This is a genomic window from Sivoneniella epilithica UHCC 1019 (assembly GCF_040830845.1).
Lineage (GTDB): Bacteria > Cyanobacteriota > Cyanobacteriia > Leptolyngbyales > Leptolyngbyaceae > ULC077BIN1.
Genome location: NZ_JBFPDP010000005.1, coordinates 62742 through 77326, shown reverse-complemented (window position 1 = coordinate 77326; position 14585 = coordinate 62742). Strand labels below are relative to the sequence as shown.

17 protein-coding genes and 1 other annotated feature are annotated in these 14585 nt (G+C 45.3%); of the genes, 10 read left to right on the top strand and 7 right to left on the bottom strand.

The annotated features are described in order from the left end of the window. Window positions 1-240: 240 nt before the first annotated feature. The 7 genes from AB3R30_RS04945 (at window position 241) to AB3R30_RS04915 (ending at window position 5288) form a co-directional block, all read left to right on the top strand. Window positions 241-927, top strand: coding sequence for a Bax inhibitor-1/YccA family protein (locus AB3R30_RS04945; protein WP_458648033.1), 687 nt, complete (start codon window positions 241-243; stop codon window positions 925-927). A gap of 216 nt (window positions 928-1143) precedes the next feature. Continuing rightward, window positions 1144-2257 (top strand): peptide chain release factor 2 gene (gene prfB / locus AB3R30_RS04940; RefSeq protein WP_458648032.1). Its coding sequence is split into 2 segments (ribosomal slippage): window positions 1144-1215 and window positions 1217-2257, totalling 1113 coding nucleotides; the frame shifts between segments, so codons are not numbered across the junction. A gap of 83 nt (window positions 2258-2340) precedes the next feature. Beyond that, complete coding sequence (locus tag AB3R30_RS04935; protein WP_458648031.1) at window positions 2341-2541, top strand: DUF3285 domain-containing protein; 201 nt, start codon at window positions 2341-2343, stop codon at window positions 2539-2541. Between the two features lies 1 nt (window position 2542). Beyond that, a complete protein-coding gene (gene ybeY, locus AB3R30_RS04930) occupies window positions 2543-3097 on the top strand; it encodes an rRNA maturation RNase YbeY (RefSeq protein ID WP_458648030.1) in 555 nt (184 codons plus the stop codon). Between the two features lie 176 nt (window positions 3098-3273). Then, window positions 3274-3762 (top strand): diacylglycerol kinase family protein, encoded by a 489-nt coding sequence (locus AB3R30_RS04925; protein WP_458648029.1) that lies wholly within the window; start codon window positions 3274-3276, stop codon window positions 3760-3762. A gap of 53 nt (window positions 3763-3815) precedes the next feature. Beyond that, window positions 3816-4418 (top strand): anthranilate synthase component II, encoded by a 603-nt coding sequence (locus AB3R30_RS04920; RefSeq protein WP_458648028.1) that lies wholly within the window; start codon window positions 3816-3818, stop codon window positions 4416-4418. 90 nt (window positions 4419-4508) lie between these two features. After that, a complete protein-coding gene (locus AB3R30_RS04915) occupies window positions 4509-5288 on the top strand; it encodes an MBL fold metallo-hydrolase (RefSeq protein WP_458648027.1) in 780 nt (259 codons plus the stop codon). Between the two features lie 130 nt (window positions 5289-5418). Here AB3R30_RS04915 and rplL read toward each other — a convergent pair whose 3' ends face one another. The 7 genes from rplL to AB3R30_RS04880 form a co-directional block, all read right to left on the bottom strand. Beyond that, window positions 5419-5811 (bottom strand): 50S ribosomal protein L7/L12, encoded by a 393-nt coding sequence (gene rplL / locus AB3R30_RS04910; protein ID WP_458648026.1) that lies wholly within the window; start codon window positions 5809-5811, stop codon window positions 5419-5421. Window positions 5812-5892: 81 nt separating this feature from the next. After that, complete coding sequence (gene rplJ / locus AB3R30_RS04905; RefSeq protein WP_458648025.1) at window positions 5893-6432, bottom strand: 50S ribosomal protein L10; 540 nt, start codon at window positions 6430-6432, stop codon at window positions 5893-5895. Between the two features lie 73 nt (window positions 6433-6505). Next, window positions 6506-6657: a sequence feature (ribosomal protein L10 leader region), on the bottom strand. Window positions 6658-6670: 13 nt separating this feature from the next. After that, window positions 6671-7384, bottom strand: a complete 714-nt coding sequence (rplA, locus tag AB3R30_RS04900; protein ID WP_458648024.1) for a 50S ribosomal protein L1 — start codon at window positions 7382-7384, stop codon at window positions 6671-6673. A 52-nt stretch (window positions 7385-7436) separates the two neighbouring features. Further along, on the bottom strand, window positions 7437-7862 hold the full coding sequence (gene rplK / locus AB3R30_RS04895; protein WP_171575032.1) for a 50S ribosomal protein L11: 426 nt from the start codon (window positions 7860-7862) through the stop codon (window positions 7437-7439). A 3-nt stretch (window positions 7863-7865) separates the two neighbouring features. Next, on the bottom strand, window positions 7866-8552 hold the full coding sequence (gene nusG, locus AB3R30_RS04890; protein WP_458648022.1) for a transcription termination/antitermination protein NusG: 687 nt from the start codon (window positions 8550-8552) through the stop codon (window positions 7866-7868). Continuing rightward, on the bottom strand, window positions 8549-8776 hold the full coding sequence (gene secE, locus AB3R30_RS04885; protein ID WP_458648021.1) for a preprotein translocase subunit SecE: 228 nt from the start codon (window positions 8774-8776) through the stop codon (window positions 8549-8551). Before secE ends, nusG begins: the two co-directional genes overlap by 4 nt. Window positions 8777-9013: 237 nt before the next feature. Then, entirely contained in the window at window positions 9014-9451 is a 438-nt protein-coding gene (locus AB3R30_RS04880) for a hypothetical protein (protein WP_458648020.1), read from the bottom strand. Between the two features lie 165 nt (window positions 9452-9616). On the opposite strand from AB3R30_RS04880, the gene AB3R30_RS04875 reads away from it, so the two are divergent. The 3 genes from AB3R30_RS04875 (at window position 9617) to lipA (ending at window position 14571) form a co-directional block, all read left to right on the top strand. Further along, window positions 9617-12220, top strand: a complete 2604-nt coding sequence (locus AB3R30_RS04875) for a bifunctional diguanylate cyclase/phosphodiesterase (RefSeq protein WP_458648019.1) — start codon at window positions 9617-9619, stop codon at window positions 12218-12220. A 90-nt stretch (window positions 12221-12310) separates the two neighbouring features. Beyond that, entirely contained in the window at window positions 12311-13528 is a 1218-nt protein-coding gene (locus tag AB3R30_RS04870) for a methyltransferase domain-containing protein (protein ID WP_458648018.1), read from the top strand. Window positions 13529-13677: 149 nt separating this feature from the next. Next, complete coding sequence (gene lipA, locus AB3R30_RS04865) at window positions 13678-14571, top strand: lipoyl synthase (protein WP_458648017.1); 894 nt, start codon at window positions 13678-13680, stop codon at window positions 14569-14571. The last annotated feature ends 14 nt before the right edge of the window (window positions 14572-14585 follow it).

Below are 14585 nucleotides of genomic sequence, written 5' to 3'. Positions count from 1 at the left end.
TACTGTCGCTAGGTGCCCTTTTGAGGATTCGGCATAAATACGCAAATAGGGTCAGAAAAATACAATTCAGGTCTGATTTAGAATTTGCTTCTTAGCCTTGTCAAATCCCATTAAAAGTAGAATTTGAAGGTTGCCAAAACTAGTCTTAAAAGGTTGAATTACCAGTATTAAAGGCTTTTCGAGTATGTTTTTGCTAGGATTGCAGGGGAACGTTCACAGCCTAATTTAAGGAGAAGTTTTATGGTTACTGCTGCTCAAGCCCGCCCAACTGAACGCGCCAAGTTCATCCAAAAAACATATATGCATTTGGCAGGCGCAGTTCTTGCATTTGCCTTAGTATCGGTTTTCTTATTTCAGTCAGGGATTGCAGAGGTTTTAACCAGAGTAATGACGGGCAGTCGGTTTAGCTGGATTGCCGTTTTGGGAGTGTTTATGATCTTGGGCTGGTTTTCTAGAAGCTTAGCCGCCAAAGCAGATTCTATCGGCGCTCAATACGCCGGACTAGGGATTTTTGTTGTCGTTCAGGCAATTCTGTTTACGCCTCTGCTCTATATCGCGGCGGTTTTCTCCGATCCCAGCGTGATTCCAACTGCCGCAATCCTGACACTTCTAATGTTTGCGGGTTTAACAGCGGTTGTTTTTATTAGCCGAAAAGATTTTTCGTTTTTGGGCAGTATTCTCGCGATCGGCGGGTTTATTGCCTTGGGCGTAATTATTTGCAGCGCAATTTTTGGCTTTACCTTGGGTCTGTTCTTTTCATTCATTATGGTGGTGTTTGCATCGGCGGCAATCTTATACGACACCTCAAAAGTGCTACATAACTATTCAACCGATCAGTACGTGGCGGCATCATTGGAGTTATTTGCTTCCGTTGCGCTGCTGTTTTGGTATGTGTTGCAAATTGTTATGTCTTTTTCACGCCGTTAATTTTTGGCGATCGCCTTTCTTACAAGGGCATTTCTAAGTTACTTACCGAGCTACAGCTACAAAGCTGTGGCTTTTCTAATTTGAAGGTGGATTGAATAACGGGATTACTGAATGAATGTAAAGATGACTATAGGGAATTAGACTGGTGCATTACTGTTAGTTATTACAAATAGTTATTACAAATAGTTATTACAAATCGATTGAGAGTCAATAGCCATGGAAGTGCTGGAAGTTAAGCGTGAAATCGGAGTGCTAAGCGATCGCCTGGGCAAAGCTCAGGACTATCTTTGACGTGGCTGCCCTAACCGCCAAAATCAAGGATTTAGAGCAGGTCGCAGCCCAACCCAGCTTTTGGGATGATCAAGCCAATGCCCAAAAAATTTTGCAAGAACTGAATGACTTAAAAGCTAACTTAGACCAGCTTCATCAGTGGCAAACGAGTTTGGAAGATGCCCAAGCCGTGCTGGAATTGCTGGCAGCAGAACACGATGAGTCCTTGCTAGAAGAAGCAACATCCAACGTGACGCAATTAAGCCGTGCGCTAGATCAATGGGAACTGGAGCAGCTTTTGTCGGGTTTATACGATCAGAAAGGAGCCGTGTTAACCATTAATGCTGGAGCGGGTGGTACCGATGCTCAAGATTGGGCAGAGATGCTGCTGCGGATGTATACCCGTTGGGCAGAAGCCCGTCGCTACACCGTTCATCTCTCGGAAATGTCGGAGGGAGAAGAAGCAGGAATTAAATCGGCAACGCTAGAAATTGAAGGACGCTATGCCTATGGCTATTTGAAGGCAGAAAAGGGAACACACCGCTTAGTGAGGATTTCTCCATTCAATGCCAACGACAAGCGACAAACCAGTTTTGCTGGGGTTGAAGTGATGCCGTTGCTAGATAACACCGTGCAGCTTGATATTCCTGATAAAGATTTGGAGATTACAACCACGCGAGCGGGCGGCAAAGGCGGACAAAACGTCAACAAGGTGGAGACAGCGGTGCGGATTACTCACTTGCCGACTGGGTTAGCGGTGCGATGTACGGAGGAGCGATCGCAACTGCAAAACAAAGAGAAAGCGCTGACTATCCTAAAAGCAAAACTGCTAATCATTGCCCAAGAGCAAAAAGCAAAGGAGATTGCCGATATTCGCGGCGATATTGTAGAAGCCTCTTGGGGAAACCAAATTCGCAGCTATGTGTTTCACCCCTATCAAATGGTTAAAGATTTGCGAACGGGGGAAGAAACCACCGCGATCGCCGATGTAATGAATGGCGACCTGGATGCATTTATTCAGGCATATTTACGCCAAGAAACTCAGATGGCTAGCTCTTAAGGGTTTGCTGACGATCAGTCCAGTCTTGAGCAAAACGATCTATCCTAATCAAAGAGATGTAAAGATAAATCAAGATCAAATTCATGGAAACTCCTCAAGTAATCCCTGAAATTCCTGAAATTCCTGAAACTGCGGAATCAACGGTTACCGAACCAAAGCCAAGCTATGTCAAGCTAGCGATGCGGAACATGGTTCGTAAAAAGGGTACTTCCCTCAAGCACTTTTTCCTAACGATGTTTGGATTGCTAGCTGCTTTGGTCGGTCTGTCCTATTTGACTCGCTGAAATGGGAATTATTGTAGAAGTTTGTGTTCAAGACTGCATTTTTGAAGATCAAGATTACAAAACGCCTGTAGGTTCAGATGGTGCTTTAGAACCTCTACCCGTTTCTTGCCCTGTTTCTGAAACAGTTTGGAATAAATGGTTTCAGAAATGGCTAGAGGTAATGGAGCCAGATCTATCCCCGATTCAAGCCTATGAACTGAGTTTGAGACTGACGGGCGATCGCGAAATTCAAACCCTTAACGCCCAATATCGCCACCAAGATCAACCTACGGATGTATTAGCATTTGCTGCTTTAGAGGACAATTCCCCACAAAACGACGAAGTTCATAACTCCCAACCTCTCTACTTGGGCGACATTATCATTTCAGTAGAAACGGCTCAACGGCAAGCTAACATACAAAACCATTCCCTCCGCGTGGAACTATCCTGGCTCGCTACTCATGGCTTGTTGCATCTTCTCGGTTGGGATCATGCTGATGAAGAAAGTTTGAGCCAAATGTTGACGAAACAAGAATTTCTGTTGAACACGGTGGGTCTTTTATCTGAAAACCGCTAAAGTTGTGACGATGGTAAAAATCCTGAACATAAGCTATGAGTAAGCACTCAATAAATCACAGGATTGATCAAAAACGATAAATTTCCTTGTCGGTGCTGTATTCAGCCATCAATTTCAGATAAACTATCTCAGATTCTTCTGTCTAAACAGTAGTTGTTTCACTTTTGTTGCAGTCTATGACCTCTGAACTCAAAACTCCAGATCCTGACGGTTCAAACGGCAAGGTGACAACTCAACCGACAAAGATAACTAGAGAATTAGCGTGGCGAATCGCTCCCAGTCTTCTAATTAGTTTTAAGTATGCTTGGGCAGGCATTAGCTATGCTTTTCATACTCAGCGAAACTTTCGCATCCATGTTATTTTAGGTGGCTTAGCGATTGGCGTAGGTGCTTTTTTACATCTTTCTGCTGTGGAAATGTCTGTAGTAGGCTTAACCATTGGTGCAGTTTTGGCAATGGAGTTGCTGAATACTGCGATCGAGTCTGTGGTTGACCTGACTGTAAAACAGAACTACCACGAGCTTGCTAAAATTGCGAAGGATTGTGCCGCCGCTGCGGTTTTGATTTCTGCACTGGCTGCGATCGGAGTAGCTGGTTCATTAGTTTTGCCAAGACTGTTTATTAAACTCTGGCAAATTTCCCAAACATCCGTTTTTCTGCACTAATTTTTGTGGTTTTTCGTTCAGATTGAGATAATTTAAGCAAGGAGTCAATCCATTTGATTCTCGTTATTGATAATTACGACAGCTTTACCTATAATCTGGTGCAATATCTGGGCGAATTAGGCTCAGAGTTTGTAACAGCCCAAGAAATTCAGGTCTACCGTAACGATCAAGTAACCCTCTCCCAAGTTCGGGAATTGAAACCCGATGGAATCGTGATTTCTCCGGGACCAGGTCGTCCTGAAGATGCTGGAATCTCCCTGCAACTGATTCAAGAACTAGGAATGAAATATCCCATACTAGGAGTTTGCTTAGGACATCAAAGTATTGGTCAAGTATACGGTGGAAAAATTGTCTCAGCCCCGGTTTTGATGCATGGCAAAACTTCACAAGTTCACCATAAGGGCATTGGGATATTTGAGGGACTAGAAAATCCGTTGACTGCCACTCGCTACCATAGTTTGGTCATTGAACAGCAAGAGTTTCCAGAGGTTCTAGAAATCACAGCGTGGGTGGATGATGGCACTATTATGGGGGTAAGACACCGGCAATATCCTCACATTCAAGGTGTGCAGTTTCATCCAGAAAGTGTGTTAACCATCTCTGGCAAGCAAATTCTGCGAAACTTTTTAATGTCTATGAACATCTCGTTGAAATGAGTGCAGCTTTCAGCGAATTCAATTTTGATAAGGCGAAGGTTACTGCTTTTGTTTTAATTTTCTAAATTATTTTGGCTTAGTGAGGAGATTATGAAACGACGCACGTTAATTCGTTACGCAGGAACAAGCATATTGACTGCCTGTGGGCTAGGGTTGACCTCTAGTTTTGAGGGTTCTCAAGCTCAAACTTCAAGTCCTTTATCCATCCAATGGTTTGGACACACTTGTTTTTTGTTTGTTGGGGGTGGCAAGCGAATTTTGGTCAACCCTTTTCGCACTCTAGGGTGTACGACTGGCTATCGGCTTCCTAAAGTAAATACGGATCTCGTATTAATTAGTAGCCAGTTGCTTGATGAAGGAGCCGTAGAAATTGTGCCGGGTAATCCTCGATTGCTTTATGAACCGGGTGCTTATCAAGTAGATGGTACTAAAATTCAGGGCATTCGCACGGCGCACGATCGCCAAGAAGGTAAGCGCTTTGGCATAAACGTAGTTTGGAAATGGAAACAATCGGGGATTGAATTACTGCATTTGGGAGGTGCAGCAGCCCCAATCACTCCAGAACAAAAGATTTTGATGGGAACCCCAGATATCCTGTTTATTCCAGTAGGAAACGGTCCAAAAGCCTATACGCCTGAAGAAGCCAAGCAAGCGATCGCGGTTATCAATCCTAAAGTCATTGTTCCAACTCACTACCGAACCCAAGCTGCTGCTAATTCTAAAGAGGCTTGCGATATCGTACCAGTCGATAATTTTTTAACGTTAATGAGCGGTACTCCTATCCGCCGTCCAGGAACTTCGATCGCCATCCGACCCTCAGATTTACCTAGAAACGGCATGGTCGTGAATGTAATGAGCTATCGATTCTAGTCAATCTCTTTAACTCCACAATTTATCTCTGCAAAAAAGGGAGATGTTATTAGAAAACATCTTATCTCTGCAAAAAAGGGAGATGTTATTAGAAAACATCTCCCTTGTGCGATTTGAAATTAGCTCAGTGTTACTTGATCGAAACCTTGCCCCCCGCTTCTTCAAGCTGTTTCTTAGCATCTTCAGCCGCTTCTTTGGCGATCGCTTCTTTGACAGCTTTAGGCGCAGCTTCTACAAGATCCTTTGCTTCCTTCAAACCCAGACCCGTTAAGGTTCTCACAACCTTCAGAATCGCGATCTTCTTATCAGCCGGAACTTCATCTAAAACAACATCGAATTCAGTTTTTTCTTCTACTTCCTCAGCCGCTGCTGCCGCACCAGGAGCAGACATCATCATCATGCCACCAGCCGGAGCCGCTGCGCTAACTCCAAAAGCTTCTTCAATTTGTTTAACAAGCTCAGATGCCTCTAGCAAGCTGAGGGTTTTCAACTTTTCTAAAATTTCATCGGTAACTGCGGACATGGTAATCTCCTTGAGTTTGATTGTTGATAAAGTTTGAACCAGCAAAATTGAAATGATGAACTAACTTCATTTGCACTTTTTTTAGGCTGCTTCTTTTTCGTTTTCTTTTTCGGCAACGGCTTGAATCGCACGAGCCAAACCAGATGGAACTTGGTTGATGCCCACTGCCAACTTGGTTGCCACGCCGTTGATAGCGCCAGCAATTTGAGCAATAAGCTGTTCTTTGGACGGGAGGTCAGCGATCGCCTTAACATCTGCCTGCGACAAAGCACGACCTTCCATCACGCCACCGCGCAACTCGGTTTTCTTCGAGGCTTTCTGGAAGTCTTGGTATGCCTTTAAAGCACCACCCACATCCTCTTTAATAAAAAGCAGTGCAGAAGAGTCTTTGAGAAACTGCGTCATAGGTTCCCAAGTTGGATCACCCGCGATCGCAATTCGCATCAATGTGTTTTTTGCAACCTTGCACGTTGCGCCTGTTGGCAATAACCGTTGACGCAAATCAGTAATTTCAGCGACTGATAATCCTTTAAAGTCAATCACCACCGCAAGCTGAGATTGGCTCAACGTTTTCTGAAGCTCTGCAACAATTTCCTTCTTATTCTCTAGTGTTTTTCCCATTCGTTCTCACCTCCTTTTAGCGGGTCTATGAAAAATTGATTTGTATCTGTGGGCTTGGGTATTTTTGGGCGCAGCTTCAAACTAAAAACCCCGACTAGAGAGCCAGGGTTTTTAGAACATTCAATTCCTCTATGTTTGGTAACACGAGTAGTGAAAGATAACTAACGCCTCGGCAGGAGATTAAGTGATAACGCCTGCTGTCTCTGGTTTCGCACGATTTAGTTGTAGATAATGCTAATTAAGCGGCTTCTCCAAGCTTTAGGTCACGCAATGCGCTAATGTCAACTTCAATGGAAGGTCCCATTGTTGAGCAGAGGTACATTGTACGCCAATAGCGTCCCTTTGCACCAGAAGGACGATTTCGATCAATGGTTTCCTGGAGCGCTTTTAGGTTAATAAGTAAATCTTCCTCGGTGAATGCTGCTTTACCAAACAAAACATGAACAATTCCAGTCCTATCCGCACGGAATTCTAGCTTGCCTGCTTTAAATTCCGCGATCGCTTGAGCCAAATCAAAGGTGACAGTTCCACCTTTAGGAGAAGGCATTAAGCCACGAGGACCCAATAACTTACCGAGCTTAGCAACCTTAGGCATCATGTCAGGGGTAGCAATTAATAGATCGAAATCCATCATTCCCTTTTGAATGTCCTCGATCAGTTCTTCGGAACCTGCCAGATCTGCCCCTGAAGTGGTTGCCTCGTTCACTTTTTCACCCCGCGCAATCACAGCAACCCGAACCGTTTGTCCCGTGCCTTTTGGCAGGGCTACAGTAGTCCGAAGTTGTTGATCGGCATATTTGGGATCAATTCCTAAGCGAATATGTGCTTCGACAGATTCAGGAAATTTTGCTGTAGCTGTTTCTTTTAGAAGCTGCACCGCTTCTAAAGGATCATAGGGACGATCCTCAACCTTTGCTTGCAAATCTCGTAACCGTTTTGAAATCTTACCCATTTTTTAATCTCCTGGGGTGATAACGAGAATTTCTCTCCCCCAATAAGGTGAACTAGTCTTGAACAGTAACGCCCATATTACGGGCAGTTCCTTCTACAATCCGCATTGCTGCTTCAATGTCGTTTGCATTAAGGTCTGGCATTTTGGTCTTCGCTATTTCTTGTAGCTGCGATCGCGTAATTGAGCCAACCTTCTTACGATTGGGTTCACCAGAACCGGTTTCAACGCCTGCCGCTTTTTTGATCAAAGTAGAAGCAGGAGGAGTTTTGAGAATGAACGTGAAACTACGATCTTCAAATACTGAAATTTCAACAGGAATAATCATCCCCGGCTGATCAGCCGTTTTAGCGTTATATTCCTTGCAAAACATCATAATATTGACCCCATGCTGCCCAAGAGCAGGACCAACTGGGGGAGCGGGGTTGGCTTTTCCTGCTGGAAGCGCCAACTTAATCATTGCAACGACCTTTTTTGCCATTAGTTAACTCTGCTTTTGAACCTGATTAAACTCTAATTCCACCGGAGTGTCACGCCCAAAGATAGAGAGCAACGCTTTTAGTTTGCTGCGCTCTGGACTGACCTCAATCACCTCACCTTCAAAATCCTTAAAAGGACCCGAAAGAACTAAAATCTTATCACCCGGTGCCATATCTATTTTAACGACTGGCTCTTGCTCCTGAGCTTGCTTGAAGATGCGTTCAACTTCTGAAGGACTCAGCGGCATCGGCTTTACATGCCCTCTTCCTCGACCCGGTCGTCTTTGCTCTGCCCCTACAAAATTAATGACATTGGGGGTATTTTTAACGACTAGCCATGCTTCGTCGTCCATTTCCCATTGTTGAAGGTCGTTATTCCAAAATCGTGTAACTCGAATTAACACGTATCCAGGAAAAACTTTTTCTTCAGTATTTTGACGGCTGCCATCCTTACGAATTCTCACGGCAGGAGTCTGAGGAATTTCAACTTGTAGGATTTTTTCTACAACGTCCAAAGTTTGGATGCGTTGCTCTAAATTAGCTTTAACTCTTTTTTCGCAACCTGATGCAACCTGAACGGCATACCAGCGAGATGACTCAGGGGATAGAGAAGCTGAAGAGTTTTCGCTTTCTGCCGCTTCACGCTCGTCAAACCGAGTAGCACGCTGAAATTCGTCTGATGTAAAGGTCATTTAAACACCTCCCTTGCTGCCCAACCAAAGAAGTTGTCTACTAGATAGATCATAGTTGTGGAGAGGACGACCATGAGAATGACAGCTAGCGATTCACTAATAAGCTGCTGCCGACTTGGCCAAACAACCTTGTCGAATTCTTCTCTTGTCTCTTGGAGAAAAACGCTAGCTTTAAAGCCGGTTGATGCGGGTTGTTCTACTTGCGCTTCATCTTTCTTAGCCACAGTTCTCCAATCTCCTACTGCTGTGCATTCTTAGCGTGAATGAAAATTGTCTTTTGACAGTGATCCTGTTAACGCATAAGCAGCGCTGGCAGAATTCGTGCTTGCCTAGTATAACACTACAAAGCTATTTCTAGAATGCTTCTAGCTGTCTACGATCGCGCCTACTTTCGACTGCAATCTGCGGCTTTTGCCCCATGTAAAGCTATTTTCACTAAATGATTTTATCCAGCGATCGCATTAATTTTGCTTCGGTGATGAATGATTCAACACTTGGTCTAAAAGATCTCTTGCGGGTTGCGCTTTTGTCAAAGCAGTTTGGTGATCACTATAAGCTCGAATCAAACGAGATAAACCGCCAACTCCCGTTTTGAGTTGTTCCAACTCTTCTCCCAACATCACCTCTCCATCTAGCATCCTGATCAGAAAGGGCTTAATATCACCCACTTCAAGGCGCACTTTCTGAAGCTTTTCAACGGTGCTTAATAATGCTTTGAGTGCATTCAAGCAATCATCAATTGTTTGAGTGTCTGCCGTTTGAGTGTCTGCCGCTTGAGTCTCTGCCATAGGAGCAAAAGATTCAGATAAATCTGTAGATACTTCCGTCCCTTCCAAATCAGCGATCGCAGGCGATTCTAATACAGGGTGGTCAGTTTTGCCGCCGTTTGAGCGTGCCATCTAAAACTCTCTAATCAACATTCTCAGTGTATCTCACATGCACTGTAACCTTTCTTGAAGCTTACGGAAGTTTGAAGCTGAATCTCAGGTATACAAGTATCGTTCACTACATTAATTGGGCACTTTGAAAGAAAGGTTTAAATCATTCATCGGAACCCTGTCACTATGAAACGCAGAAATCGAACTCAGTCGCCTCAAGCAACCTTTGACTATCAAGGTGTACTTAATCGCATGACGAATCGCATTCGGCGATCGCTCGAATTGCAAGAAATCTTAAGTACAACGGCGATCGAAACTCGTGCGTTTCTTGACACAAATCGAGTTAAGATTTATCGCTTTCATGCCGACGGCAGCGGTGAAGTTATTGCTGAAGCCATCAGTGGAAATCAGTTGCCCTCTCTACAGGGTCTTAATTTTCCTGCAAGTGATATTCCTCCCTATGCCCGTGCCCTATTTATCAAGGCGCGATCGCGAGTGATTGTCGATGTTGCCTCGCAGCGTAAAATGTTGAGTCACCTTGATGATCCAGATACCGGAGTAAGTTTAGGCATAGGACATGTTCGCTATGCACCTGTGGATACCTGCCATGCAGAATATCTTGCAGCCATGGGGGTTTGTTCCTCGCTTGTTGTCCCGATTTTGCATCACAATCAGCTTTGGGGCTTGTTAGTATCGCATCATTCAGAACCCCGTCAATATTCTCAAGATGAGTTGCAAGTCGTGCAGCTTCTAGTTGATCAGGTCTCGATCGCCATTGCTCAAGCCAACCTCTTAAGCCAAACACGGCAACAAGTTCATCATGAAGCCACGATTAATCATATTAGTCGCCTGCTGCATACCCCTTACGACATCATTAGAATTCGACAATCGGTATTAGACGAAACAGTCAAAGCCTTTGAAGGAAATGGTGGCAGACTTTATATCAACGCTGATATTACAGGTAATGCCGCTCAACTATATGTAAATGGAGTTCAACCTACTCTTGCTCAAATTGAAGAGAGTCATTTTTGGCAACAAGTGATGGGAATTTCTTTCGGGAAAACATTTGCATCCTGCGATCTGCTTTCGGAAACGCCAGAACACTATGATGAAGGTTTCGTCGATCAGTCCACTACACTACCGCAACTTCACAGCATTCAAGATCTCTACAAAAATTCTCAACTTCAGTTTTTAGCGCCCGCTTTTGAAACTACGTCAATTCGCTCCATTTTAATTGTGCCGTTGCAATATCGACAGCAATGTATTGGTTGTCTCAGCATTTTTCGCCAAGAAATTGATACAGAAACGCTTTGGGCAGGGCAATGGGATGAAGATGAGCGCAATATGCGTCCCCGACAATCATTTGAAATGTGGCGAGAGGTTAAGAAAGGATTAGCCCAAGAATGGACTGCTAATGAAATTAAGCTAGCTCAGACCTTAGGCACCCATCTCTATATGGCAGTGATGCAGCGGCGGGTTGAGGATATGATTCGACATCAAGCCTCGCACGATCGCCTAACCGGGCTACCCAATCGACTGTTATTTGATGAACGGCTATCGCTAGCCTTAGCCTATGCTTATCAACAGGGCGAAATGCTGGCAGTGATGTTTCTGGATCTCGATCGCTTTAAAGTAATCAACGACACATTAGGACATGCCATTGGCGATCAACTGCTGCAACAAGTGGCTCAGCGGATTGCTGGATGCCTCAAAAAAAGTGATACTATTGCCCGCTGGGGTGGCGACGAATTTACATTAATCTTGCCCCAAATCAACTCCGCGAATGATGCAACCAAAATTGCCAAACGGATTATCAGGACTTTGAATGAACCCTTTACCTGCGGAGAACAAGAGTTTCACGTAACCACAAGCATTGGGATTGCGCTTGCCCCTTACGATGGTGAAGATGCGGAAACACTGTTGAAGAACGCCGATACTGCCATGTATCGAGCAAAGCACCAGGGCAAGAATAGTTTTCAACTCTATGCGGCGGATATGAATACTCAAGCGCTAGAGCAACTGGTGCTAGCCAATGATCTCTATAAAGCGCTAAATCGAGGCGAGTTTTTGTTGCACTATCAACCCCAAGTAGACCTCAAAACGGGAGAAATTGTGGGCACAGAAGCCTTAATTCGTTGGCAACATCCAGTTCGAGGGCTGATTCCGCCCAACCAATTTATTTCACTCGCTGAAGAAACGGGACAAATTGCGGCGATCGGAGAGTGGGTTTTACAAACAGCATGTGCCCAAAATCAAGCATGGCAGGAAGCGGGATATCCGCCGATTCGAGTTGCTGTTAACCTTTCAGCCCGACAGTTTCAGCAGCAAAACTTGGCTCAACTGATTAATCGAGTGCTTGCTGAAACGGGATTGGAAGCTCGATATTTGGAAGTTGAAATTACTGAAAGTATTGCAATGCAAGATATTCATGTCACGATCGCAGTCTTAGATGAACTGCGGGCAATGGGTGTGCATATTTCAATGGACGACTTTGGCACCGGATATTCTTCGCTCGCAACCCTTAAACGATTTCCTTTGCACACCCTTAAAATAGATCGAGAGTTTGTTAAAGATCTAACAACTAGTAGTAAAGATGCTGCTTTGATCCAGGCGATCGTTACTTTAGGACATGGATTAGATTTAGATGTGATTGCCGAAGGAGTAGAAACAATAGACCAACAAGAGTTCTTACACTCCATTGGTTGTGATGCAATGCAAGGATATTTATTTAGCAAACCCTTACCCGCAGCGGCAGCGGCACAACGATGTTTTAATGCTATTGCAGACTGATTTCCGGCACTTGAGACTTGCATTCCCTTGACTGAGCGTGTCAAGAATAGACATACACCGTTCGCAATGTTACAGAAGGATTCCTGATTCATGACTGAACTCGTGTCAAGCAGTGTTGCACCGACTCAAGCAACTGCGATCGCATACAACATTGAGCAAGCCGTTCGGGAACGCTATGAAGCTGGAGCGCAACAATCAGAAGCGTTATTGTGTTGCCCAACGGATGGTTATGACTCTCGCTATTTGGAACTACTCCCTCCAGAAATCATCGAAAAAGATTACGGTTGTGGAGATCCTACTCGCTATGTGAATCTAGGTGAAACCGTGGTCGATTTGGGGTCGGGAGCCGGAAAAAACTGCTACATCTTGTCGCAACGGGTAGGCGCATCGGGGCGAGTGATTGGCGTAGATGTTAACGAAGAAATGCTAGCCTTATCGCGCAACTATTTAGAAGATATGGCTACCAAACTGGGTTATCGCAATCTGGAATTTGTCAAAGGCAAAATTCAAGATTTAGCGTTGAGCCTCGACAGCCTGGAGTTTTGGTTACAGCAACATCCGATTACAACACTGGAAGGGGTTACTGCCTTTGAAGCCGAGCGCGATCGCCTCCGTAGTCAAACCCCGCTCATTGCCAGCGATAGTATTGATGTCGTTATCTCCAACTGTGTGCTAAACCTTGTTTGTCCTCAAGATAAACAGCAGTTGTTTACCGAAATTTTTCGCGTGTTAAAACGAGGCGGACGGGCAGTCATTTCAGATATCGTATGCGACGAAGACCCTACTCCAACTATTCTCAACGACTCCAAACTGTGGAGCGGCTGCATTGCCGGAGCCTTTCGTGAACACACTTTTTTGGAAATGTTTGAACAGGCTGGCTTCCACGGTATCGAAATTTTGACGCGGCAAGAAGCACCTTGGCAGGTGATCGACGGCGTTGAGTTTCGATCGCTTACAGTCCGAGCTTATAAGGGGAAGCAAGGTGTCTGCTTAGAACGGAATCAAGCGGTGATTTATAAAGGACCTTGGAAAGCCGTCCAAGATGATGATGGTCATACGCTTTATCGGGGTCAACGGATGGCAGTTTGCGACAAAACCTTTCAACTTTATACTGACCCACACAGTCCTTATTACCAGGACATGATTCCCGTTTCACCTCATGCCACCATTCCACTCGAATCCGCTCCGATGTTCGATGGTTCACGAGATTCTTTGCGTCATCCCCGCGAAACTAAGGGTGCAAACTATCGCGATACCATTACAGACAGCAGCAGCGACTGTTGTGCGCCATCCACAAGCTGTTGTTAAATACTGTAAGGTAAGCGCGATCGCACTCTTTCCCCTGCCAAAGTCAGCCACCTATTGATCGCTAGCCTCTAACGCTTGATCCTTAACACCTGCCTCCTAGCCCCTCTCCTTGATACACTAAACCCATACACAGCAGGTAGGATTAAAACGTGGTTGTTAAGCCGGAGTGGTTACGAGTCAAAGCGCCGCAGTGGGAACGGGTCGGCACAGTTAAAGACGTTCTGCGGGATTTAGGTCTGAACACAGTCTGTGAAGAAGCCTCCTGCCCCAACATTGGCGAATGCTTTAATCAGGGCACTGCTACCTTTTTGATTATGGGACCTGCTTGCACTCGTGCCTGCCCCTACTGCGATATTGACTTTGAAAAGAAACCGCAACCGCTCGACGCAACAGAACCCGATCGCCTAGGTGAAGCAGTTCGGCGAATGCGCCTAAATCATGTAGTGGTGACTTCAGTGAATCGGGATGACTTGCCCGATGGCGGTGCTTCCCAGTTCGATCGCTGCATCCACGCCATTCGCACTGCATCCCCCGGCACGACGATCGAAGTGCTGATTCCTGACTTATGCGCCAACTGGAATGCACTGGAGATTATCCTCAATGCGAATCCAGACGTGTTAAACCACAACACCGAAACGATCGCCCGCCTTTATCGTCGGGTTCGTCCGCAGGGAGACTATGGGCGATCGCTGGAACTGCTGCGCCGTACCCGTGAACTAGCTCCCTGGGTGTATACCAAAAGTGGCATTATGGCAGGCTTGGGCGAAACCGACGACGAAGTAAAAGAAGTCATGCATGACCTACGGCAAGCGGATTGCGATATTCTGACGATTGGTCAATATCTCCAGCCCAGTCAAAAGCATTTAGAAGTGCAAGCGTTCATCACGCCTGAGCAGTTTGATGCATGGCGTGACTATGGCGAATCCATTGGCTTTCTGCAAGTCGTATCTTCTCCGCTCACCCGCAGTTCCTACCATGCCGAACAGGTACGCGCCCTCATGGAACGCTATCCACGTAGTAAAGTTTTGAGTGATAAGTTTTGAGTGGTAAGTTTTGA